This window comes from Fontibacillus forbon, from assembly GCF_046559655.1.
Classification (GTDB): domain Bacteria; phylum Bacillota; class Bacilli; order Paenibacillales; family Paenibacillaceae; genus Fontibacillus.
The window spans coordinates 288,639-311,815 of record NZ_JBKGFV010000003.1 but is presented as its reverse complement, the minus strand read 5'-3'; the positions used below and the strand labels follow the sequence as shown (position 1 = coordinate 311,815).

At 51.5% G+C, this 23,177-nt stretch carries 19 protein-coding genes; 7 read left to right on the top strand and 12 right to left on the bottom strand.

From position 1 onward, the window contains the following. The first annotated feature begins 236 nt into the window (after nt 1-236). A complete protein-coding gene (locus ACLB09_RS13530; RefSeq protein WP_410770361.1) occupies nt 237-1,268 on the top strand; it encodes a CdaR family transcriptional regulator in 1,032 nt (343 codons plus the stop codon). A 60-nt stretch (nt 1,269-1,328) separates the two neighbouring features. Here ACLB09_RS13530 and ACLB09_RS13525 read toward each other — a convergent pair whose 3' ends face one another. The 3 genes from ACLB09_RS13525 to ACLB09_RS13515 all read right to left on the bottom strand — a co-directional run bounded on the left by ACLB09_RS13525 (nt 1,329) and on the right by ACLB09_RS13515 (nt 5,011). Beyond that, a complete protein-coding gene (locus tag ACLB09_RS13525) occupies nt 1,329-2,471 on the bottom strand; it encodes a glycerate kinase family protein (protein ID WP_410770360.1) in 1,143 nt (380 codons plus the stop codon). Nucleotides 2,472-2,501: 30 nt separating this feature from the next. Next, a complete protein-coding gene (locus ACLB09_RS13520) occupies nt 2,502-3,797 on the bottom strand; it encodes a GntP family permease (protein ID WP_410770359.1) in 1,296 nt (431 codons plus the stop codon). Between the two features lie 197 nt (nt 3,798-3,994). Continuing rightward, complete coding sequence (locus ACLB09_RS13515) at nt 3,995-5,011, bottom strand: SDR family oxidoreductase (RefSeq protein ID WP_410770358.1); 1,017 nt, start codon at nt 5,009-5,011, stop codon at nt 3,995-3,997. 399 nt (nt 5,012-5,410) lie between these two features. On the opposite strand from ACLB09_RS13515, the gene ACLB09_RS13510 reads away from it, so the two are divergent. Further along, nucleotides 5,411-9,148, top strand: coding sequence for a glycosyl hydrolase family 18 protein (locus tag ACLB09_RS13510; RefSeq protein ID WP_410770357.1), 3,738 nt, complete (start codon nt 5,411-5,413; stop codon nt 9,146-9,148). A 1,129-nt stretch (nt 9,149-10,277) separates the two neighbouring features. On the opposite strand, the gene ACLB09_RS13505 is transcribed toward ACLB09_RS13510, so the two are convergent. From ACLB09_RS13505 to ACLB09_RS13490, 4 genes are all read right to left on the bottom strand, one after another. Then, nucleotides 10,278-10,619, bottom strand: a complete 342-nt coding sequence (locus tag ACLB09_RS13505) for a DUF1801 domain-containing protein (RefSeq protein WP_410770356.1) — start codon at nt 10,617-10,619, stop codon at nt 10,278-10,280. A gap of 37 nt (nt 10,620-10,656) precedes the next feature. Next, the gene (locus tag ACLB09_RS13500) at nt 10,657-11,061 is read right to left on the bottom strand and encodes a VOC family protein (protein ID WP_410770355.1); all 405 of its coding nucleotides are present in this window, start codon (nt 11,059-11,061) and stop codon (nt 10,657-10,659) included. Nucleotides 11,062-11,195: 134 nt separating this feature from the next. Continuing rightward, nucleotides 11,196-12,470, bottom strand: coding sequence for an RNA polymerase sigma factor (locus ACLB09_RS13495; protein ID WP_410770354.1), 1,275 nt, complete (start codon nt 12,468-12,470; stop codon nt 11,196-11,198). Beyond that, the gene (locus ACLB09_RS13490) at nt 12,467-12,898 is read right to left on the bottom strand and encodes a YciI family protein (RefSeq protein WP_410770353.1); all 432 of its coding nucleotides are present in this window, start codon (nt 12,896-12,898) and stop codon (nt 12,467-12,469) included. Before ACLB09_RS13490 ends, ACLB09_RS13495 begins: the two co-directional genes overlap by 4 nt. Nucleotides 12,899-13,161: 263 nt before the next feature. Between ACLB09_RS13490 and ACLB09_RS13485 the strand changes: the two genes are divergently transcribed. Continuing rightward, a complete protein-coding gene (locus ACLB09_RS13485) occupies nt 13,162-13,572 on the top strand; it encodes a VOC family protein (RefSeq protein WP_410770352.1) in 411 nt (136 codons plus the stop codon). A gap of 43 nt (nt 13,573-13,615) precedes the next feature. On the opposite strand, the gene ACLB09_RS13480 is transcribed toward ACLB09_RS13485, so the two are convergent. From ACLB09_RS13480 to ACLB09_RS13470, 3 genes are all read right to left on the bottom strand, one after another. Beyond that, entirely contained in the window at nt 13,616-14,137 is a 522-nt protein-coding gene (locus ACLB09_RS13480) for a methylated-DNA--[protein]-cysteine S-methyltransferase (RefSeq protein WP_410770351.1), read from the bottom strand. Beyond that, the gene (locus ACLB09_RS13475) at nt 14,134-14,727 is read right to left on the bottom strand and encodes a bifunctional transcriptional activator/DNA repair enzyme AdaA (protein WP_410770350.1); all 594 of its coding nucleotides are present in this window, start codon (nt 14,725-14,727) and stop codon (nt 14,134-14,136) included. The genes ACLB09_RS13480 and ACLB09_RS13475 overlap by 4 nt, the downstream gene beginning before the upstream one ends. A gap of 163 nt (nt 14,728-14,890) precedes the next feature. After that, nucleotides 14,891-15,301, bottom strand: coding sequence for a VOC family protein (locus tag ACLB09_RS13470; RefSeq protein WP_410770349.1), 411 nt, complete (start codon nt 15,299-15,301; stop codon nt 14,891-14,893). Between the two features lie 244 nt (nt 15,302-15,545). Here ACLB09_RS13470 and ACLB09_RS13465 point away from each other — a divergent pair, with 244 nt between their 5' ends. Together ACLB09_RS13465 and ACLB09_RS13460 are read left to right on the top strand one after the other, a co-directional pair. Beyond that, nucleotides 15,546-16,280 carry a glycosyltransferase family 2 protein gene (locus ACLB09_RS13465; RefSeq protein WP_410770348.1) on the top strand — a complete coding sequence of 245 codons (735 nt, stop codon included), beginning with the start codon at nt 15,546-15,548 and terminating at the stop codon, nt 16,278-16,280. Beyond that, nucleotides 16,277-17,008, top strand: a complete 732-nt coding sequence (locus ACLB09_RS13460) for a glycosyltransferase family 2 protein (RefSeq protein WP_410770347.1) — start codon at nt 16,277-16,279, stop codon at nt 17,006-17,008. Before ACLB09_RS13465 ends, ACLB09_RS13460 begins: the two co-directional genes overlap by 4 nt. A gap of 95 nt (nt 17,009-17,103) precedes the next feature. Here the strand turns inward: ACLB09_RS13460 and ACLB09_RS13455 are convergent, their stop codons facing one another. Beyond that, nucleotides 17,104-17,646, bottom strand: coding sequence for a hypothetical protein (locus ACLB09_RS13455; protein ID WP_410770346.1), 543 nt, complete (start codon nt 17,644-17,646; stop codon nt 17,104-17,106). A gap of 96 nt (nt 17,647-17,742) precedes the next feature. Between ACLB09_RS13455 and ACLB09_RS13450 the strand changes: the two genes are divergently transcribed. Together ACLB09_RS13450 and ACLB09_RS13445 are read left to right on the top strand one after the other, a co-directional pair. Beyond that, entirely contained in the window at nt 17,743-18,657 is a 915-nt protein-coding gene (locus ACLB09_RS13450; RefSeq protein WP_410770345.1) for a phosphatidate cytidylyltransferase, read from the top strand. Nucleotides 18,658-18,765: 108 nt separating this feature from the next. Further along, the gene (locus ACLB09_RS13445; protein ID WP_410770344.1) at nt 18,766-20,628 is read left to right on the top strand and encodes a sialate O-acetylesterase; all 1,863 of its coding nucleotides are present in this window, start codon (nt 18,766-18,768) and stop codon (nt 20,626-20,628) included. Between the two features lie 102 nt (nt 20,629-20,730). Here the strand turns inward: ACLB09_RS13445 and ACLB09_RS13440 are convergent, their stop codons facing one another. Further along, nucleotides 20,731-23,115, bottom strand: coding sequence for a GH36-type glycosyl hydrolase domain-containing protein (locus ACLB09_RS13440; RefSeq protein WP_410770343.1), 2,385 nt, complete (start codon nt 23,113-23,115; stop codon nt 20,731-20,733). Nucleotides 23,116-23,177: the final 62 nt, after the last annotated feature.

The window sequence follows — 23,177 nt, the reverse complement described above, 5'->3', positions numbered from 1 at the left end:
TACGCTAACACGCAGATGCTTATAATTTCTCCACGAACCCACAATTTCCCTGCTTCTAAAGTACTATTGCCACCCGACTTCCCAATAGAGCCCGATTAATTAATTCATTATCTAACCTCGCAGACATCCGGCCGAAAATTGGCTATAATTTCGTTCATATGCACAAAATAACTGCGGATGCATAAATCGGTCCGTTGTTAGGCATTGGAGAATCACTTTCCGAAGGAGGTACACCCTTGTTTCAACTCTCCGAGAAGCAGGCCCAGGAAATCGTGGATAAAATGATGAAGGATATCCCGTATAACATCAATATTATGAATGATCATGGCGTTATCGTCGGAAGCGGGATCAAGGAAAGAGTGGGCACGGTTCACCAGGGAGCCGTAAAGGCTTTGTCTACGGGAAAAATGGTGGAGGTGTGGAAAGACGGGCGCAACGAAAAAAAGGGGACTAACGAGCCGATCGTGATCGACGATGAGCGCGTCGGAGTGATCGGAATTACCGGCAATCCGGATGAGGTCCGTCCGTTTTGCAATATCGTCAGAACTACGGTTTCTCTCCTGATCGAGCAAAAAACCGCGCTGGAAAGCCTGGCCCAGGAAGCGAACCGGAAAAAGGCTTTCCTCGAAATGCTGCTGAACCACCAAGGAACCTACTCCCAGAAAACCAAGAAAGAAGCCGCAGCCTTTAAAATCGATTTGCTTTTAAAAACCGTGGTGTTGTATTTGAACCATTTTGAATGGAATGACGAGCTGTCCAAGCTGCTGTTGCCTTATCCTTCTTTTATTATGGAAAAAGACACCCATCTGCTCCTGATCCAAAGCAGCATGAACGAGGCGGAGCATCTTGCCAAACAGCTGATCAGGCACCAGCCTGGCGGTTTGATCTCCATAGGCAACATGGAGGCAAGTATTTCCGAAAGTTACCGCCAAGCCAAATCGGCCATGAGCATTCTGCTTGCTTTGAAGCCTCCGGCCCGGGTCATTCATTTCGAAGAAGTCGAATTTCTGGTCAAAATGAGCCGCGCCAATCTGGCTCCCGGGCCCAATGCGGTCAGCAAACTGGAGGATACCGTGGATCTGATGGAGACGCTGAGAAGCTTCATTCACAACAGTTGCAGCATCTCCCTGACGGCGGCGGAACTGAATATACACCGCAATACGCTGCAATATCGCCTGAAGCGGATTGAAACCTTGACCGGAAAAGATCCGAGAAATCTACTGCAACTGTTCGAACTTACGCATGGATTACTCTCCCTTTACAAATAATGCCGAAAATTAAAAACGGGCCCGAAGAGGGTATCTTCGAGCCCGTTCTCTAATTTGTGATTATTCGGCCATGCGGAGGACTCTGGCGATATTTTCGCAGGTCCGCTCCACGTTCTGCGGCCCTTCGGCCAGCAGCTTTTCCAGCTCCGCGGCGCCCGGGACAATGCCGATGACCGCATCGATGCCTTCGGCATAGAGGGTTTCGATCCCCTCTCCAATGTAACCGGCCACGGCAATGACGGGTTTGCCCGCTTCTTTGGCTGCTTTGGCTACGCCGTAAGGCGTTTTGCCGAACTTCGTCTGGAAGTCGATGCCGCCTTCGCCGGTGAACACTACATCGGCATCCGCTACTTTTTGCTTCAAGCCGGTGTATTCAATAACGATCTCGATTCCCTTCTGCAACACGGCCTGCGTAAAGATTAGCAGCCCGGCGCCCAATCCGCCGGCCGCACCGGCACCCGGAATGTCGCGCACATCTTTATTCAGCTGCTGCTTCACGATGTCCGCATAGCGGGCGAGGTTCGCATCCAACTGGCTAACCATTTCCGGTGTGGCCCCTTTTTGCGGGCCGAACACATGGGAAGCGCCGGTTTCGCCGCAGAGCGGATTGGTCACGTCGCAAGCCACGATCAGATTCACCTGCTGCAAACGGCTGTCGAGCGCCGAAATATCGATGCGGGCCAGCTTGTCCAGGCTGCCGCCGCCGCGAGGAAGCGTGTTGCCGTCCGCATCCAGGAATTTGGCGCCGAGGGCCTCGGCCATCCCCGTGCCGCCGTCGTTCGTCGCGCTGCCGCCGATGCCGATGATAATCTTCTTGATTCCTTTGTCCAGGCATTCGCGGATTAATTCCCCCGTGCCATACGTCGTAGTGATTAAAGGGTTTTTAGTTTCCTTGGTCACATAATGGATGCCGCTCGCCGACGCCATCTCGATGGCTGCGGTCGTCCCGTCGCCCAGAATGCCATACTTCGCGGTCACCGGTTGACCCAGCGGTCCCATGACCTCTTTCGTATAGATTCGGCCGCCCGAGGCATCGACGAGGGACTGAACCGTTCCTTCCCCGCCGTCCGCCATCGGGACGTGGATATAGTTCGCCTTCGGATACACTTTGCGCAGTCCTTTTTCCATAGCCACGCATACTTCTTTTGCCGTCATGCTTTCTTTGAAGGAATCCGGCGCCAGCACAAATGTTTTCTCTCTCATGTTCTCACCCCATCTATGATCTATAGAAGATTACAAGAAAAATCCGTAGATTAACGTCGCCACAATCGCCATTGTTCCGCCAACAATCGCTTCGTAAGGAATGAGTCCCATCCGTTGCTTAATGGTCATTTTCATCGCCCCTGCCGTAACGTGGAAGTAGTTGCCCTGCGGCAAGGAGTCAATGACGGTTGCACCTGTATGAACCATAACCGCCGCGGCCAATGGAGCCGTGCCCATGTCCAGGATCGCCTGTCCGAACGAACCGGTGGCCAAAATAACGCCCGTCGAAGTCGAAGCCGTGGCCGCTGCCATCAGTATACCGGCAATCGGTGCCAGGAACGTCCCGGAAATGCCCGATGCCTCGATCAGGCTGACCACTTGCGTGGACAGGTCGGATGCGGAGATCAATCCGGCAATCCCGCCCGCACCGATCAAGATCAAGACGGTCGCCGTCATTTTATTCAACCCTGAAGCCGTATACTCCAAAATTTTCTTGCCTTGACCCATGGCCAGCATGCCGACGATACCTGCTATCGGCAGGATATACATAGCGTCGACTTTGAATTTAGCCAGCGCTTCGATGCCTGAGATCGAACCGATCGGGTTGATCATGAGCAGAACTACCGCTACCAGAGGTGCTACAATCGCCTTACCCAACGACGGATATTTCGAAGTGTCGACTTCATGGTCGACCGCTTCCTCGTCGGTGACCTTCACGCCTTTATTTTTCAGAAGGGAAGCTACGATAACGGTTACAATCAAACCGCAAATTGCAGGAACAAGGCCAGCCAACATTACGTTGCTCAGATCGAGGTTAAAGCCCCGCGCGGCCGCAATCGTATTCGGGTTGGGGGAAATGATATTCCCCGCTTTGCCTCCGCCCGATAGAGCCAGAAGCAGCGCGATTTTCGAAATCCCCATCTTATTCCCTACCGACAAGGCAATCGGCGCGACGATCAATACGGCTACGGGAATGAACACGCCTACCGCCGTGATAATCATGGTCGCTAAAGCCAACGCCAGAATCGCCTTGCCTCCGCCGAATTTCTTCACAATCGCCTGGGCGATCGTCTCGGCGGCTCCCGATTCCATCATTACGCCAGCCAATACGCCCGCCGCGAGTACCCTCAGCACCGTACCCATTACGCTTTGCGTTCCGCTGACGAGGACGCCGACGGTTTGTTCCAGATTTGCGCCGCCGATTAAAGCGCCTACAATAGCTCCCAAAAACAAAGCATATACCGGATTTAATTTTCTTAATATAAGAATGATCGCGATAGCCAGTCCCGCCAAAGCGCCTATCCAACTGATCGTTAATCCTTCCATCTGTCTTACCCCCCATGCAAATGTTGAATACGCTTTCAGTATATAGTTTGTTCCGGTTAAAGAATATTGATAAAAGGACGAAATGTATTGTGCAAATGCACAAGGGGAAGGAAGAGCAATCGCTCGCTTCAAAGATCATGCATCGAACGCAAAAAGGATGCCTGACATCCATTCAGGCACCTTTTTTGACACGTATTCTATTCCAGGATGGATTTTCGGGCCGTTTCCAATGCACCGATCACTTTGTCGCACCAGGCATCGAATTCCGGATCCTCCATCTGATGGTCGGGATGGGTCAGAATATACTGTATCGTTTGCTTGATGCCCTGATCTACCCGCGTAGTCGCGACAAATCCGGGAACCAGCCGCTTCAGCTTGGCGTTGTCGAACACGACGGTATTCGCTTTATCACCAAGCAGCCCGCCCCTTAAATCCTCTTTGCTGCAAGCCGCCAAAAATTCCGAAGACACATGGACCGCCTGCAGTTTCACGCCAAGAGCGTCTGCGATCACCTCGTAAATCTGATTCCAGGTCACGCTTTCGTCCGAAGTAATATGGACGGATTCGCCGATGGCATGAATATTGCCCATCAGGCCGATGAAGCCTTTGGCGAAATCGCTATTATGGGTCAAGGTCCATAAGGAAGTCCCGTCCCCATGAATAATGACCGGCTTGTTCTCCAGCATCCGCTTGGCTACTTGCCAGGAGCCCTTGCCCCCGTGCACGCCGAGCGGTATGGAGCGCTCATCATAAGTATGGCTCGGTCTTACGATCGTTACCGGAAAGCCTTGCTCGCGGTACTGTTTCATCAAATAATCTTCACAGGATATTTTATTTCTGGAATAAGCCCAGTAGGGATTCGATAGTGGTGTCCCTTCTGTTATTCTGTAATCCGATAAGGGCGTTTGGTAGGCCGACGCCGAGCTGATAAACATGAATTGTTTGGTTTTCCCTTGAAACAAACGGTAATCCCGTTCCAGTTGAGCCGGTTCAAACGCGATGAAATCGGCTACGACGTCGAACGTATGGTTCTTGATCAGCTTCGCTACTTCGGCCTCCTGATTGATATCCGCCTGGATGATTTGAATGTTGGCCGGTAAGTTCTCGTTCCGGCTGCCCCGGTTCAGGAGATAAAGCTCGCAGCCGTCTTCAGCCAGTTGTCTCGTAATAGCCGAACTAATGGTTCCCGTTCCTCCGATAAAAAGCGCCTTCAAATAATCCCCTCCAAGTAGTATGCCTTGTCCTTGCTTCCTTATGGTATCACTCTTCGGACAATCCATCCATTTGTGAATATTTTTACATTTATAGCAATTATTAAATTTTATCCCTGATTTATAATATTTTACCCCTTCTCATTTCCTGGGCGAGGTTCCATGATTAAATTGGTGAACTTTCTATGAACACATCACACTTCTCAAAGAGAGGGGGAAGCTGGCGACTGCATTCTGCATTTCGTACCGGAAAGACCACTCATGTCAAAGGAGGCTGATAACCTTTTGAAAATTTCAAAGCGAAGTGACCGTACGATGCTTCCAAGAATTCCGCATGCATCCGATCCAAGTACCTTAAGCGGCTTTTGAATTGAAATCTATAAATAAATAGAGGTGAAAACGGTGACTCCATTGGTACCCAGGCAACGTTCGAAATGGATAGTATGGTTTCTCCTGTTTGTCATTACGTTCTCTCCGCTGCTAAGTCCGGCTGTAACCTATGCGGAAGAAGGATCCGCCACTCCCCCGGTTATAACCCCCGCCGATAATCCTGCGACAGCAACCAGTTCTACTTATGAAAATGTAACCGCTTCACAAGCGCAAGACCCGCTCGCGCCGCAAAATCTCAGGCTAACCACCGTAACCCATAATTCCGCAACGTTCGAATGGGATTTTGTCGAAGGGGATAATGATATCCAGGTTTGGGATGCCGACACGAACGGCTGGAAGGCCTGGGGGAATCTGTGGACCCGATCGGTAACCGGGCTTTCGCCGGAAACTACCTACAGGATCTATATCACCTGGAATAGCGACTCCAAAAAAGAACATAAAAGCAACGTTCTTGAATTCACCACTCTGGCGGATACAAGCCAGTATAAAGATGCACCGTTAGCCCCTCCCAGTTATTTAAAGGTCAGCGATCTGACCGCCGATTCGGTGACTTTGGCTTGGGGTTCCAGTCCGGGAGCCACAGGCTACGACATTTACGTGGACGAAGTCTGGAAGGGCGGCACCTGGGAAAACACGGCGACTACAGCCACGTATTCAACGCTTGAACCCGGCAAGGTTTATAAATTCGAGGTAGGGGCTCAAAAGAGCGTGGATGGCGTGGTTGAAGCATCCGCCAATAGTAATGCCCTAATCCTCAAGTGGGGCGAGCTCGCTCAACCTCAAGGGCTGCAAATCGTTACGGCCACAAGGTCAACCGTGGCATTGGGCTGGGCCCCTGTCCCTGGCGCTACAAGCTATGAAATTTACCAAGACGGGGTAAGCATCGGCTCCAGCGCCGAAAGCCGCCATGTGGCAACGGGCCTGGATGAAGGAACAACTTACGAATATACCGTCGTAGCCAAAAACCGGTTATGGACTTCTCCGGCAAGCGAGCCGGTTACGGCCGTCCCCGGAGCAAACTACAATAATATCACCTACTACTCGTCCTGGTCCGAGAGTGCCTCCGGACGCAATTTCAAACCCTCCGATATCGATGTATCGCAAGTCACTCACATTAATTACGCCTTCGCCGATCTGTGCTGGAAGAAGTTCGGCAGCACGGTCCGGGCATGCGAAGACCCTGATATTCCTTCCCAAAACCGGTACGTGTATGACGGGGAAATCATCATTGGTGATCCGCAAGCGGATTTCAGAAATTTTGCCTCTTTTGAAACCGTCAAAGCGGCCCATCCTCACTTGAAGCTCATGGTTTCCGTCGGCGGCTGGTCCTGGTCCAACAATTTTTCCAATGCAGCTAAGACGGAAGAAAACCGGCGTACGTTTGCCAACTCTGCGGTTCAATTTCTCCGGGAGTATCATTTTGACGGCCTCGATGTCGACTGGGAGTATCCCGTGGAAGGCGGAGAGGACGATAATTCCCGAGGGCCGGAAGATACGGAAAACTTCACGCTTCTTATGAAGACCGTCCGCGAAGCGTTGGATGCCGCCGGTTCCGAGGACGGAAAGTACTATTTACTGACGATCGCCTCGGGACAAGGAGACAACTTCGTTAAAAATGCGAATCTTGCCGACTCCGTCCAATATCTCGATTTCATTAACATTATGACCTACGATTACAGCGGAAATTGGGAGATGCTCGCATACCATAATTCGCCTTTATTCTTTGATCATAAACATCCGAGAGCGACATCTTCCGCCCCAAGAAATAACGTGCTCGGGGGTTTGCTCGGCCATTTGAACGGCGGCGTGCCGACGCATAAGCTGGTTGCCGGCGTTCCCCTCTACGGCAAGGGCTGGGCGGGCTGTTCGGTAAACGGGCAATATGATACCTGTACCGACGTTATGCCGGGAACATGGGAACCCAATATCCTGGATTACACCGATATCGAAAGTAATTTCGTCAACAAAAACGGATATATCCGTTACTGGAACGAAGCCGCGAAAGTAGCTTACTTGTACAATAAGGAGAAGCAACACTTCATCACTTATAATGACAAAACCACCATGATGTATACGGCATCCATGGTCAAATCCCTGGACATAGCCGGGGTCATGAGCTGGGATATCAGCGGGGACCGTAACCGGACGCTGACCACCCAACTGATTCATGATTTGCCGATCGACGGCAGCGTGAATGCTTCCGCGCTGGCGGCTCCAAGCGGACTTACGAGCATATCCAAAACAGCGGATTCCATCCGGATCGAGTGGACGACCGCACCTGATGCCGATGAATATGAAATATACGTAAATAACGCTATGGTTGGAACCACTACGACGGCCAAGTACACGATTGCCTCCCTTGTCCCTGGCACGACTTACAACATTCATGTGCTGGCAATCGCTAAATCGGGGGATGAAATCAGCCAGGTATCCCCGGCATCGCAGGTAATAAGCGTTCAAACTTCGACCGGATCGGGTTCAGGCGGCAACAGCGGAGGATCGGGAAGCTCAGGCGGTTCCGGCGGATCGAGCGGATCAGGCTCCAACGCGCCGAAGCCTCAACAGCCCAAGCCCGATGACCAGCTTGACGTGAAGGTCGTTCTGGAGGGTGACAAGGCGGTATTAACCCTGCCCGTAAATACTGCCGTCGGTACGATAAACGGCTCCAACGCTTCGAACTTCCAAATTTCCGCCGGCGATGAAGCAAAGCAAGCGGAAATCGAGCTTCCGCAAGAAGTAATAGCGGCATTGTCCGCTAAAGAAGATCAAGCCAGCTTATCCATTCTGGTCGGCGGAAAAGAGTACCGCATTCCTGCCGCTCTGCTATCCGGTGCAGGCAACGTTAAGATCTCGATTCTGACTCCATCGGAAGCCGATGCTGCCGCTGTCTCGCCATGGCTGCGAGGGAAAACCGTATTGGCGGCACCGACCGTATTCAGCATACACTCCTTAAAAGGCAGTCAAAAGCCGGTCGAACTGAAGCAATTCGGCAAATCTACGGTCAGCGAATTTATTACGCTCGCCGGGAACGGCGTCGATGTTGAGAGTCTGACCGGAGTCGTTTATGTCCCGGGGAGAAACGAAATCCGCCCGGTACCGACGCGCGCCAAAGCCAATTCCGACGGTACGATCACCGTGGAAATCAAGAAAACGGGCAGCGGGATTTATGCCCTGCTTCAAAGTAAGAGCCCTGCCTTCTCCGACGTGCCTTACGCGTGGGCGCAAAAGGACGTCTCCCAAGCCGTGGCTAAACTGATCACGGCGGGTAACAGTGAGACTAACTTCGGGGGCAAACAAAACGCGACGCGCGGCGAAATTGTCTCCATGATCGTGAGAGGTCTGGGCATTATCCCGGATTCCGGTAATCCATCGGTATTCAGCGATGTGGATCCGCAATCGGTTTTTGCCGCCGATATTGCCGCCGCTTATGCGGTAGGGCTGGTGAAGGGCAGAAATAATGGCACCTTCGACCCCGACGGACTGGTAACCCGCCAGGAACTGGCGGTCATACTGGCCAGTGCGATGGAATATGCCGGTCAGAAGAATGAAGCGGCTGGGTCAACTCTGGACCCATTTAAAGATAAGGGTAAGGTATCTCCATTCGCCCAGGAAGCTATGGCCCGGATGGTGAGCCATCATATCATCCTCGGCTTATCGGTTGATGAACTGGCGCCGCAAGCCCACGTAACCCGGGAGCAAATCGTCGTGACCGTCATGAGAACGCTCCGCGCTTTAAATATGGCTGATTGATCCAAAGCACTGTAACAAAAACGGAGTGCCTCCATAGGAGGCACTCCCAGTTACATAAAGGGCCGATGTTCGGCGTAATGAGCACCAGAGAGCAAGACCGGGGCTCACCTTCACATTGATCTCTCTGCTGGAATAGCGTCCTTTTTGGGCGCTATTTCGCGCTTTGGGGTCGCGTAGCATGAAATAGCGGATTTTTGGGACATTATTTTCGCGAGAAATGACCATTTGGAGCTGCTTTGGCAGGTTTGCATTAAAATAAAAGCCCAAAAGGACACTATTCCCTATTTCCTGCCCCATTCGAGGAAATAAGAACCCAAAAGGTCGTTATTGAGACATAAAGAAGATAGGCCACCTAAGAAACCCTGTGCTTATAAAAGGACAGGGTTTCTCGACAAAACGGAGTGCCTCCATTGGAGACACTCCCTGTTACAAAAAGGGCCGATGTTCGGCGTAATGAGCACCAGAGAGCAAGACCGGGGCTCACCTTCACTTTGAAATTCCTAACTGCTGGAATAGCGTCCTTTTTGGGCGCTATTTCGCGCTTTGGGGTCACGTAGCATGAAATAGCGGATTTTTGGGACCTTATTTTCGCAAGAAATGACCATTTAAAGCTGCTTTGGCAGGTTTGCATTAAAATAAAGGCCCAAAAGGACACTATTCCCTATTTCCTGCCCCATTCGAGGAAATAAGGACCCAAAAGGTCGTTATTGAGACATAAAGAAGATAGGCCACCTAAGAAACCCTGTGCTTATAAAAGGACAGGGTTTCTCGACAAAACGGAGTGCCTCCATAGGAGGCACTCCCAAATTACATAAAGGGCCGAAGTTCGGCCTAATGAGTACCAGAATGCAAGAGCGGGGCTCACCTTCACATTGAAATTCCTAACTGCTGGAATAGCGTCCTTTTTGGGCGCTATTTCGCGCTTTGGGGTCACGTAGCATGAAATAGCGGATTTTTGGGACCTTATTTTCGCAAGAAATGACCATTTAAAGCTGCTTTGGCAGGTTTGCATTAAAATAAAGGCCCAAAAGGACACTATTCCCTATTTCCTGCCCCATTCGAGGAAATAAGAACCCAAAAGGTCGTTGTTGAGACACGAAGAAGATGGGATGGGCCACCTGAGACGTTATTACAAGGAGGCAGATGCCCGGCTTAGCAGCGAACCCAGTTCGTCATAATCCACTGCTTGGCCACTCTTGATTTTGATCGTTTTTCGCTCGGGTGGCCCTTCAAACAACTCTTCCTTTACTTCTAGATCGGCAGTGTTAAAGATGGTGAAGCTGACCGCCGCCTTGGACGTTGAAATTGCCGCTGCGTATTTTCCGTTTTTCAAAAAATGAGGCTTGTTATATTGAATGCGCTCGTGGACTTCCGGAACCGATTGGAGAACCACTTCGCGTAAGCGTTGGCAAATCTCGGCCTGCCACGGTTCTTTGACTGCGTTAATAAAATCGATGACTTCCTGACTCATAGTTAGCCTCCTATTGTTCAATCATTCAGATTTGGATTTAGCCTTGGGTAGTGACTTGCCAGAGAATGCCAAACTTGTCCTCCACCTCTCCATAATGGGCTCCCCAAGGCTGCAGTTCCAACGGATATTTATCCGTGCCGCCTTTACCAAGGCCAGCATAAGCCTCCTGCGCTTTAGCCAAGTCATTAAATGTCAGCGCGAGGGCCATGCTCCGGCTTGAGTTCGCGGTTACGGGCTCGAAGGAATCGGACAAGAACAATACGTTCCCTCCCGCCACCGTCAGCACCATGTGCATCACTTTGTCTTTATTTTCTTCCGGGGTGCCCGGGATTTGACCGAACGTCATCACCGACTGGATTTCCCCGCCAAGCGCGCTGCTATAAAATTCAGCTTGTGCTCTGGCATCGTTCGAAAAAATATACGGGTTCATTTGCGTGGTCATGGTACTTCTACATCCCTTCAAGTGGTTTATTTGGCCGGGTTTCAAAGTGTCCTGCTTCCGGCATCTATTAAAACAACGAACGGGACAAACCGGAATCGACATGCTCCCATTAAATTTTCAAAAAAAATTTTTTGCTATGAATTAGACCCTTCCATTCCGGAAACGCAATCGGAGGCTCGCTTGAGCAGGATGGCCCGCTCACGGGCGTTGCTTGTAAGTGAAGCCGCGCGTTTAAATTCTTCAGCAGCTTCCCTTAGCCGTCCCAACTTAAACAGAAAGTCGCCGCGCACGCTCGGTAAGAGATGATATTCCTTCATGGATGGCTCCGTCACCAACGTGTCCACGATTTCCAGTCCAATTCCGGGACCGAACGCCATGGCCAGGGATACCGCGCGATTCAGCTCTACCACGGGCGAAGGCGCGGCCATGGACAACGCTTCGTAAAGCGCCGCAATCCGTACCCAGTCGGTCTCCTCCGGCGTATGGGCCCGGGCGTGGCAAGCCGAAATTGATGCCTGCAACGAGTAAGGACCAAGCGCGCCCGGAATTTGCTCGGCACGTTCCAATGCCGCGAGCCCGCGGCGGATCAGCAGCTGATCCCACTGCGCCCGGTTTTGCTCCATCAGAAGGATGGGCTCTCCGGAGGCGCTTATCCGTGTCTTCAGGCGCGAAGATTGCAACTCCATCAGCGCTACCAGGCCGTGAACCTCCGATTCGCCGGGTACGATTTCCGCGAGAATGCGACCGAGACGCAGCGCCTCCTTGCAGAGAACCGGACGGATCCAATCCTCGCCGGACGTCGCGGAATAGCCTTCGTTAAACATCAGATAAATGACCTCGTATACGGAGGAAAGACGGGCCTTAATCTCACTTCCCTGAGGAACCTCGAACGGGACGCGCGCGGCCGAAAGACTCCGCTTGGCCCGGACGATGCGCTGCGCCACCGTCGGCTCCGGCAGGAGAAACGCATGCGCAATCTCCTCGGTGGTCAAGCCTCCCAGCAGCCGGAGCGTAAGCGCAACACGGGCTTCTGGCGAGAGGATCGGATGACAGGTCATAAAGATGAGCCGCAGGAGATCGTCAATGACATCGCCATCGAGCACCGCATCATAATCTTCTTCATGCTGAACGCCCATTTCCCTGCCGATCTCTTCGTACTTGCGTCCTAGCACTTGATTTCTGCGCAGCAGGTCGATCGCCCGGCGCTTGGCCGTAGTCATGAGCCAGGCGCCCGGGTTGTCGGGTATTCCCGTTTCCGGCCACTTCTCCAGCGCCACGATGAGGGCGTCCTGTGCCAAATCCTCGGCAATCCCTACATCCCGTACGATCCGGGTAAGACTTGCGATGATTTTGGCCGCTTCGATTCTCCAAATGGCATCGACGGTCCGATGGATGGAGGAGGAGGTCACCGGCTCTTCAGCCTTCCCTGCTCGCGAAGCTGAGCATGCAGAAGCAAGGAATCCGGATTCGAAGTTAATTCCGGCGTATCAATTACCTGACGCAGCTCGATAACTCCTTCTCCGTTGCCGTGCGGATCCGGCATGCGCATGGCCCATTCGATCGCTTCTTCTCGCGAGTTTACTTCGATCAGCGTAAAGCCTGCGATCAGTTCCTTGGACTCCGTAAACGGACCGTCCATAATTTTGGGCTTGCCCCCGGGTTCCGGATAGGAAATCCGGATTCCTCCCGAGCTTGCATGCAGTCCTTCCGCAGCCAGCACGACTCCCGCTTTTACCAATTCCTCGTTATACTTCATCATGGCGTCAACAAGCTCCTGGCTTGGCATAATGCCGGCCTCCGAATCCTGCGTCGCTTTGACGATCATCATAAATCTCATCGCGATGTTCCTCCTTGTCCGTTTCAGAGTTGATTTTGCGGCGATTACAACAACATGAATTCCTCCGCCTTAATATAAACAACGAACGAGATTCAACGAAATCGACAAGTCCGGCAAAATTCATTTATATTAATTGCAATTTAAAAGAAGTTCCTATAAAAATATATATATTCCTATAGATATTTTGTAAATATATTGAATTTACTAAAGCCGGACTCGTCAATAATAACCTGAACCTATTTTCGAGAGGATGTGTTGGAAGGATGGCAAAATTAACGCCGTATTTCTATTCCGAGGACGCTAAAGCGCAGGCGCAATTTTATGTACAAGCGCTCGGTGGGGAGATCCATGAACAGATGACCTACGGTCAAGCCCCCGGCACGGACGCAGCGCTTAAAGACAAAATCATTCATATGTCCTTCACCGCGGCAGGCGTAAGCTTCTATATTGCGGACACCATGCACGAACCGCCTGAACGCGGCAGCGGATTTGATTTAAACCTGGAGTTCAAAAGCGAAGCGGAAGCCCGCGAGGCGTTTGCCAAACTGTCGGAGGGCGGCGCAGTCATCATGCCGCTGGAGAAGCAATTCTGGGGCACCCTGTTCGGCCGTCTGGAAGACAAGTTCGGCATCAAGTGGCAGATCAGTACGGAAGCACAAGAAAAGCAGGAATAATTCCGGCTGAGCCATCCACAAAATACAAAGAACCCTTTCCGGATCATCCTAACGGAAGGGGGTCTTGTTTTGCATACTGCAACCGCTTGGCAACTACCTGAGCCTCGTGCCGCAGCAGCCATTCTTTTCGCCACAAACCGCCGGCATAGCCCGTTAATTGCCCGCTGGCGCCAATAATCCGGTGGCAAGGAATCACGATGCTCAGCTTGTTCTTTCCGTTAGCGCTGCCGACGGCCCGGATCGCTTTTTCATTGCCAATGGATACCGCAATGTCTTTATAAGAACCCGTCTGCGCATAGGGGATGCCGGTTAAAGCCTGCCACACGGTCCTTTGAAAATCGGTTCCTTCATAGCTGTAGGGGAAGGAAAAGGTAAGGCGTTCCCCCTTAAAATATTCATCGATTTGCTCGAAACATTCCGCCAATGCCCGCGGGGTATCCTCCTGAATCGTATTCTCCGCCGTCTCCCGATCACAAAACAGGATCGAATAGACAGCTTCATCCGTACCCAGTATTTCAATCATCCCAATGGGCGATACGTAATCCAGCTTATGCACTTTTTTCATTGCGGAGCCCCCTCTTTTGACCTATTCTCCATTCTTGTATGCGTACGATATTCATTAGGCGAACAATGCTTCAGACGGCGGAATGCCTTATAGAAATTTGAGGGACTCTGAAAGCCCGCTTCGTAACAAATCTCAAGATTAGTCTGATTGGTACTGGTTATAAGATGCGCCGCCTTATCGATTCTGATTTTCTCCAAATACGTGCGCGGTGTTTCCGATGTCTCCTGTTTAAACAAACGTTCGAGGTAAAATGAACTTATCCCGACATGGTCGGCGATATCCTGCAAGACCAGTCTTTGTTTATAGTGGTTGACCAAAAACTGAATCGTATCCGTGATGATTCCGGTATGCGGGGAATGCACCACCTCGGGCTGGCACCTTTTGCAGGCACGAAACCCGGCTTGTTCAACCTGCCGAATGTCATAGTAAAACTCCACGTTTTCCTTCTTGGGTTTTCTGGATCTGCAGGACGGACGGCAAAATATTTTGGTCGTTTTCACGGCCGTATAAAACAACCCGTCATAGGTTGGATCACATGCGATAATCTTCTCCCACATTTCGTCAAAAGAAAGATTCAGTTGCTGCACCATCCGTTCTCCTCCCCTTCCCGAAGCCAAAAACCCCATGCTATAGCTACCTAGCGCGTCATGCCATGAACCTATATTACCAAGAATCAGACATTCTTTTCGTCCTGATTCTTGCGCTTATGGTCTTAAAGGGAACGAGCCTCCCAATCGGAGGCCCTCTTCCTTCTTATTCGCGGCAGATCATCAATTTATTCCCGTCCGGATCCTTAATGACAAACCATTGATCGTGTTCAATGTCCGTAACGAATTCGACTCCGAGTGCTTTCATGTATTCAAACGAGCCTTTCAAATCTCCGGTGAGCAGCATAAAAGCGGGAGTCTCAATCGAAGGCGCACCACCGGGCAGGTCACCGCCCCACCTTGGCATCGTATCGAGCATGATCCCGGCCCCCTCCATCGGAAGCCGGCATAGATGTCCGAAGGCGATCTCGCATGCTTCTTCCTTCAAGCCAAGGATCTTGCAATACCAGGCGCGGGATTTCTCGATATCCCGGACCGGCACGAATACGGATCCGATCTTGTTCTTGACCGGGCTGGTTCGTGCCAAGTCCTCCCCGGTTGTCCGTTGTTCGCTCATTGGCAAACCTCCCATTATTTTGATATCGATAGGCGCAAATGACTCTACCTTATTTATATACTATAAATTTGAAGCATTCTCCTGTTTTTTTACCGTATTTTTCAAACTGAATAAAACCCTGCTGGCCCCTTGCCTTAAGCCCTTGTGCTTATTCTTCATTTTGTGGCTATGCCGTTACCCTTGCTTGGCCCTGACATATTGTGAAGTAGACACTATCGAATATCACGAAAAAGGGAGCGATGTAATGGGAGCCGGCCCAAGAAACGCCAAAAGACCGCAGGGAGTTTCCATTATTACCTGCACGAATCGCAAAGGGTATTTAAAGAACCTGTTCCACAATTTTGCCAGACAGACCCACCCCCATAAAGAACTTATAATTATAGTCAATAGTAGTAAAATATCTCTTGCACCCTACGAACAATTAGCCAGCAAACATCGGAACATCCACGTATACCGTATTCCGGGACGGGTTCCTCTCGGTGCCTGTTTAAACTATGCGGTCAAGAAGGCGAAGTACAGTTATATCGCCAAGTTCGATGATGATGATTATTACGCTCCCCGCTATTTGAAGGACAGCCTCCGTGCGTTTCGAAGAACGAACGCCGATGTCATCGGAAAACGGTCGCACTATATGTATTTGCGCGGATCAAAGACGCTTATTCTCCGCTTTCCGGGGGATGAGAACCGTCCCGTAGCCCAGCTTCCCGGCGCCACGCTCGTCATCAAACGGAAAGTGTTGGATCGTGTGCGATTCCCCAATAGGAGCGTCGGCGAAGACGATGCTTTTTGCCTGAGAAGCAGGAAGCGAGGATACAAAGTTTATTCGGGAAGCAGATTTCATTTTGCGGCGGTGCGCAGAAAGAACTCGGCCAATCATACCTGGGTCATCAGCGACCGGGAACTGATCGCTTACCACAAGGTAATACCCGGTGTCCGAAATTACAAGAAATTCGTACGAAGAAATCGAAAGGGCGTATGATCATGCCGCGTCCCATCCGAGCTCGTGGTAAACACGGCGTTTCTATCATCACTTGCACCAAACGGCAGTACTGCATGAAATCCCTTTTTCGAAACTATGGCAGACAGAGTTATGGAAACAAAGAGCTGATAGTCATCTTGAATCACAAAAGTTTGAAAGTGAGCGAATACAGAAAAGCAGCGGCGAAATATAAAAACGTTAGAATTTATAGCTTGCCGGATCATGTATCGCTTGGCAGTTGCCTTAATTATGGAGTCGGGCTATCCAAATACGGCCTCATTGCCAAATTCGATGATGACGATTATTATGCTCCGGGCTACTTGAGCGACAGTGTACGCACCCTCATAAAGTCGAAAGCCGATATCGCGGGAAAGAGATCCCATTATATGAGCCTGAGCGGGAAAAAGATTCTCCTGCATCGTTACAATAACAAGGCGAATCAATATGTGTCTGTCGTTCAGGGAGCCACGTTGCTCGTAAAACGGCATGTGTTCAGCAAAGTTCGCTTCCCCAACCAGACCCGGGGAGAATGCGTACGGTTTTGTTCCAGAAGCCGGGCCAAAGGCTTTAGAATTTACTCGGGGAGTCCGGCCAACTTTCTCGCCATGCGCCGAAGCAACTCCAAGGATCATACCTGGATCGTCAGCAACAGAACGCTTTTAACCCGGCATGTGAAGGTCCTGAAAGTGACGAATAAACTTAGATTCGTGAGCCGCGGCCGAAGCTAACCCGCTTTCGCCGTGGCCTCTTGGAAGCATAAGAGCCGCAAGGGATGATCCCTTTGCGGCTCTTCGTAATTGTTGTGAAGGAGACTCCCCCGCCTTCAAGTCCCGGGCTTGTACTGGCTCAATTTCCCCTCATAGATCAAGTGCAGCCGTTCGCTCTGCCGGAAATCGTCCGGCGTTACCAGCGCGGGCAGCTTATTCCATAGCTTGATCCCGGACCGCTCCAAAATTTCCGCGACGAATTGCGAGCAGAAATAGGAGTTGCTGAATTCGACCGGTTCTTTCAACGCGATGCCGATCACGCCTAGAATATTGTATATATACTTGTTGTGCTTGCGTATAAATAGCTGCAGAACCCGCTTCATTTTCTCGACTTCCCGGTCGGTAACGTGCAGTTCGTAGATGACGCAGGTCGTGTTCGGATACTTGCTGAACGTTCCTGTCGAGATGTCCTCCTTCACGAATCCGCCGTTCAAAGGGTTGTTCGGGTTCTTTCTCCCGAAGCTGTACAGCTCCGAAAGCTCCCGGTTAAAGGAAATCGAAGCATGATTGTAGGGCGCTCTCGTGTAGCCTTGAATCATTTTCGTAAAAAGCGTCCCCGTATTCGTTAGCAAGATAAAAACCGAGCGATCAGCTACCATTTACGAAATTTCCCCTTATCAAGTTTGGACTATTCCTTCATAATAACATAGGAACCCTTTCATGGAATCCTACCTTGCGACAAGTGGGTGATTGCAATGAACAGCTTGCTTTTCACGTTAATTATCATATTCGTAGTCTTGGCAGCTATCCACGTGATTTATTATTTTACGCGCAGAGCGCGTCCGGACAAAGACTACTCGGCCTTTGGAGGCCGCCTTAGAACCTGGTGGGGCATGTTTTTGATCCTTTGCCTGGCTACCCTGTTCAATCCGGTCGTGTCCCTGCTTGCCCTCATGATCCTCTCTTTCTTTGCCCTGAAGGAATACTTCGCCATGATCCGCTCCAGAAAGGCCGACCGCCGACTGTTTCTGTGGGCGTATTTATCCATCCCCGTGCAATTTTACTGGATTTATATCGAATGGTACGGCATGTTCATTATTTTTATTCCGGTCTATGTATTCCTGCTCTTGCCCCTCCCCCGGATGATCAACAAAGGAACGGTCGGGTTTCTGCGCAGCGTCAGCCGGGTCCAGTGGGGACTCATGCTGATGGTGTTCGGTCTCAGCCACCTGGCCTATTATCAGTTTGCCACCCCGCAATATGGCGCGGGACTGGTCCTTTTCCTCGTGGTACTGACGCAGTTGAATGATATCGTGCACTACCTGGCCTCGGTCTCATTCGGAAAGCGGAAAGTCGTGCCGACGGCCAACCCGCATTTGACCTGGGAGGGCTTCGCCTGCGCATTTGTCTTGACGACGGCCGCGTCCTATCTCATCTACCCGTACCTGACGCCGCTTGATCCACTGTTCGGATTCTTGTCCGGCATGCTGGTCAGCGCGAGCGGTTTTTTCGGCAGCCTGACGGTTTCCGTGCTGAAGCGGGATATGCTGATCGGCGATGACGATAAATCCCAAGCCCTGAAAAAAAGCTACTTAAGCCTGGTCGACACCTTAACCTATACCTCGCCGGTCTTTTTCCACGTCATCCGCTATTTCTTTGATTTCATGTAACCGGAACTTGAAGGCGTATCAAATTAACCGATATCAGAAGGAGATCGCGCGAAGACCAGCGAATGAAATACTAATCAACTCAGCTATCCTTCTGAAAGGTGGAGAACCATGAACTTATCCAGCATCCTGAGTGATGGCATGGTATTGCAACGAAACGCGAAAGTAAACTTATGGGGAAGAACAAGCGGCCCCCAAGACGTACAAATTTCTTTTCTAGGAAAAGTATACGAAACGAAGTCGGGTCCCGACGGGGAGTGGCGGATCACTTTGGACGAAATGGAGCCGGGAGGCCCCTTTGAAATGATCATTTCCGCCGGCGGCGAGGACACGGTCATCCGCGACATTCTCGTCGGTGAGGTGTGGGTGCTTGGCGGACAATCCAATATGGAGTTGCCTGTCCGAAGAACGCTGGATTTGCTGGCGGATGAGGTAAAAAACGTAAACCTGCCGATGATCCGCCAGTTCTCGGTGCCTCAATGTTACAATTTCCATGCTCCGCAGCATGAGCTGACCGGAGGCCAATGGATCCGTGCCATTTCCGACGACGTGCTGAATTTTAGCGCGGCCGGCTTCTTTTTTGCCAAGGAATTGCATGAAAAGTACCGGGTGCCTATCGGCTTGATTCTAACCGCGGTCGGCGGAACGCCGATCGAGTCCTGGATCAGCGAGCCCACGCTCCGGCAAATCGGCGGGTATGAGGCCGTATTGGAACAATGCAAAGACGATGCATATGTAAGCGATACCAAGCGGAGAGATGAAGAACGTAATCAAGCTTGGTATACGCATCTAAATGATACCGATTTGGGGTTAAAAGAAGGCTGGTACGCCGAATCTTGGAATACGGCCGACTGGGCGGATTTCGAGCTTCCGGGCTCTTGGGAAAGCAGCGAGCTGGAGTCGGTGCGGGGCGCCGTCTGGTTCAGAAAAGAATTCGACCTGCCTGCTTCCGTGCTGAACGGCGAGGCTCGCTTGAAGCTTGGCACGATCGTCGACGCCGATGATACCTATATTAACGGCACGCTCATCGGCAGCACAGGGTACATGTATCCGCCTCGGCGGTATGCACTTCCGGAAAGGCTGTTGAATCCCGGGAAAAATTCCATCGCCGTGCGCGTCATCAGTACGCATAATACGGGCGAGTTTATTAAAGACATGCCCTACAAGCTTATTACCGGTACTGACGGGCAAGAGATCGATCTGCAAGGGGTATGGAAATACCGGGTGGGCGCGGTCACGGAAACCTTGGAATCCCAGACCTTTTTTCAGTATATGCCGTCCGGCAATTACAACAGCATGATCTCGCCTTTACGAAATTACCCGATCAAAGGCGTGGCCTGGTACCAAGGAGAATCCAATACGGGGCATCCGGCCGGATACGGCGATCTGTTCGAAGCGATGGTTACGGATTGGCGCGCCAATTGGAATATCGGCGATTTCCCGTTTGTGTTCACACAGCTCGCCAATTTGGGGCAGGAGGATGATCGCCAGCACAACTGGGCCGAACTCCGGGAGGAACAAAGAAAGGGCCTGAAGATTCCGGGCACCGCCATGGCCGTGGCGATGGATATCGGCGAATATAACGATCTGCACCCGCAGGACAAAAAGACGCTCGGACAACGGCTGTCTCTTAGTGCCCGAAAAATCGCATACCACGAGGATCTGGTGTATAGCGGTCCGATGTTCACGCATTTGGAGCGTATCGGCGACGCCATTCATTTGCATTTTGACCATACGGGGGGCGGACTTGGCACGCGAAACGGAGAGAGCAAACTCCAGGGATTCAGAGTATGCGGTTCCGACGGGGTTTTTGTGCCTGCTGAGGCTATCATTAACGGCGACATCGTCATCGTCACGCATGACTCTATCAAGCAACCGGCTCATGTGCGATATGCCTGGTCTAACAATCCGGCGAGTGCCAATTTGTATAACGCGGAAGGATTACCGGCCGTGCCGTTTACTACCGAATCCTAAAGTGATATAGCAAAAAAAGAGCTCTCTTATCCGTGATGAAAGCGACGGATAAGAGAGCTTCTTTCTATTCTGCAATGCCTGGTGCTCGTATCGAAATTCGGACTACACCGTCTCCGGTAATTTCACCAGGATGTTATACTCGGTATCCGGCGTTATATTTCTAAGGATACCATCCTCCAAATATATTCCGTCGGCATAGACCTCCGTCGATTGGACACCCGGTTCCCGCTTCATCTCGATAACAAGTTGTGCGCCCCGGAAATCCCTCCGTACCGCGGCTTCGCTCCATTCGGCAGGAAGCTGCGGATGGATACGGATGCCGTCGGGAGTTCCTTGAACCCCAAACAGGCCGTCAATCAGGCAACGGTATACCCATGGCACCGTACCAGTATTGAACAAATGGCTGGAACGCCCGGCCGTACGCGGAAATTGCCGATAGGCTCCGCGATAATAATTCGGGATGAAGACCGGCAACTGGCCCCGTTGGACGATATCCTCCATCGTTGGCCCGGGAAGCATTTTTCTCAGCAGACGATACGCATTGTCCTTCTCTCCTACGGCGTACAGCGCGTAAATATAGAATGCCGCGGCATGATTATAGACGGCGCCGTTCTCGGCCGATCCCGGATGCTTCTGGGTAACCCGGCCCACGTCCTCCCGCATCGAAGTGTAGGATGGCGCCAGCTTTTCAACCCCGTACGGCGTTTCCAACTGCTCGGTCACCGCGCGCATCAGCTTCTCCTTCTTCTCCGGATCGGCGGCACCGCTAAGCAGCGACCAGCCTTGCGGATTGATGAAGATCCGGCCTTCTTGATCCGTGCTAATCCCGAATACCACATTGTCATCCGTGATCCCCCGGGCATACCATTCGCCATCCCATAAATAGCGGTTGATGACCTCATTGGTGGCTTCCGCCGCCGTCCGGTATTCCTTGGCGATCTCCGCATGTCCGCCGCTTTCGCAAATATCCGCCCATACTTTAAAAGCATAAGCGGTAGCGATGGTTAACCATCCCGACACGCCTTTGCCTTTGTAGCCCACCATATTCATCGGATCGCACCAATCGCCCTGGTTGATATAATTCAATCCCCGCTCATCCCGGTCGCTTGCAAGCCACCGCATCGCTTTATGGATATGCTCAAGAACGGTTTCCGTTTCCGCCCCGTCGGCATAAGGAACCTGTTCATCCAGGATCGAATAATCGTTGCTTTCGTCCAGATAAGTGCTAAGACAAACGGGGAGCCAAACGCAATGATCCGTATGCGGAACCTGATTAATGTACTTCAACTCGGCATCCTTATGCAGAATAATTCCGTCCGGCATCGAACCGTTGGACTTTTGCTGGCTGAGCGCAATGAGGAAGGCTTCCCGGGCCAACCGCGGTTTGATATAACTCATCCCCATATGATCCTGAAGGAAATTGCGGGTTTGGGGATCGGTCGTGAGACGATTTGTTTGCCCATGATAATACACTTGCCGAGGCAGCCAGTGATTGACGAAATTATCGAGGTCGGGATCCGGGGTCGCGATTTGAATGCATCCTCTGCCCTCCCGGATGTACTGATCGTATTCCCGCTCCGCCGCCGCGAAGCCGTCCTCGCCGTTCGCGTTACTCTTTATAAAATAATCGCTGCGGATTTGAGCGACTTGTTCCTCGTTCTTGGCCGGGCCGAAAATAAACCGGTAAGCTTCTTCTTCGCCCGGCGCCAACTCAATCCGATACTGCAGGACGCCCGCCGGCGTTTCGTACCGCGCGTCCCCTTTGGACAGCTCCTCCTCGCGGAGGGCCGACGGCCCCGTAATGCCGCCTTCTCCTTCAAACGCTTCCTGGTTCACTTCCCAGGCGACCGGTTTGCGGTCCGCCAGCAAGAAGGTTTTATCGCTGAATTCTTTGATTTTGGCGTAATCCTGATATTTTTGGTAAGGCGTAACCGAAGAACAGACAATCGCTTGCAGCTCCTCATGGTACTCCCCGGACTGATTCATCCAGGACATATAACCGACCGTAAAGTATGGATAAATGCTCAATTTTCTTTGCTTTTGCGAAAGGTTGGTCACCTTCACGCGCCAAAGCTCCATAGGATCTTCTTTAGGCAAACTGAGGCTCATTTCGATGAGAACGCCGCCGCATTCCACCTTCCAAACGATGCTGCTCTTCCCCACGGCAAAGGTATAGCGATCCGCCGGTACGCGGACAGGTTCGTAGGGCGCCGAAAAAATCTCCCCGCTCTCCTCATCCTTCACGTACACAAACCGGCCGGGATGATGCGCATAGTAGGGCTGTTCAGGCTGCATAAACGTCTTTGCTTCCAGATTCGGCGCATGCGAATATTTCGCCGGTTCAGGCTGCATGTACTGAGCCACCGCATATCCCCGGCAGTTCATATGAATCATCATCTTCTCGTTCCATAGAAACCCGGAAGCCTTCGGAAGAAGGGTCGGGCTCGCAAGTTCATAAAACTCCTGATTTTCCGACGCTCTGATCATTGTATACCTCTTTTCCATATAGTCTTCGGTACGAAGTTCGCAGATTGGAAGTATGGCGTGCC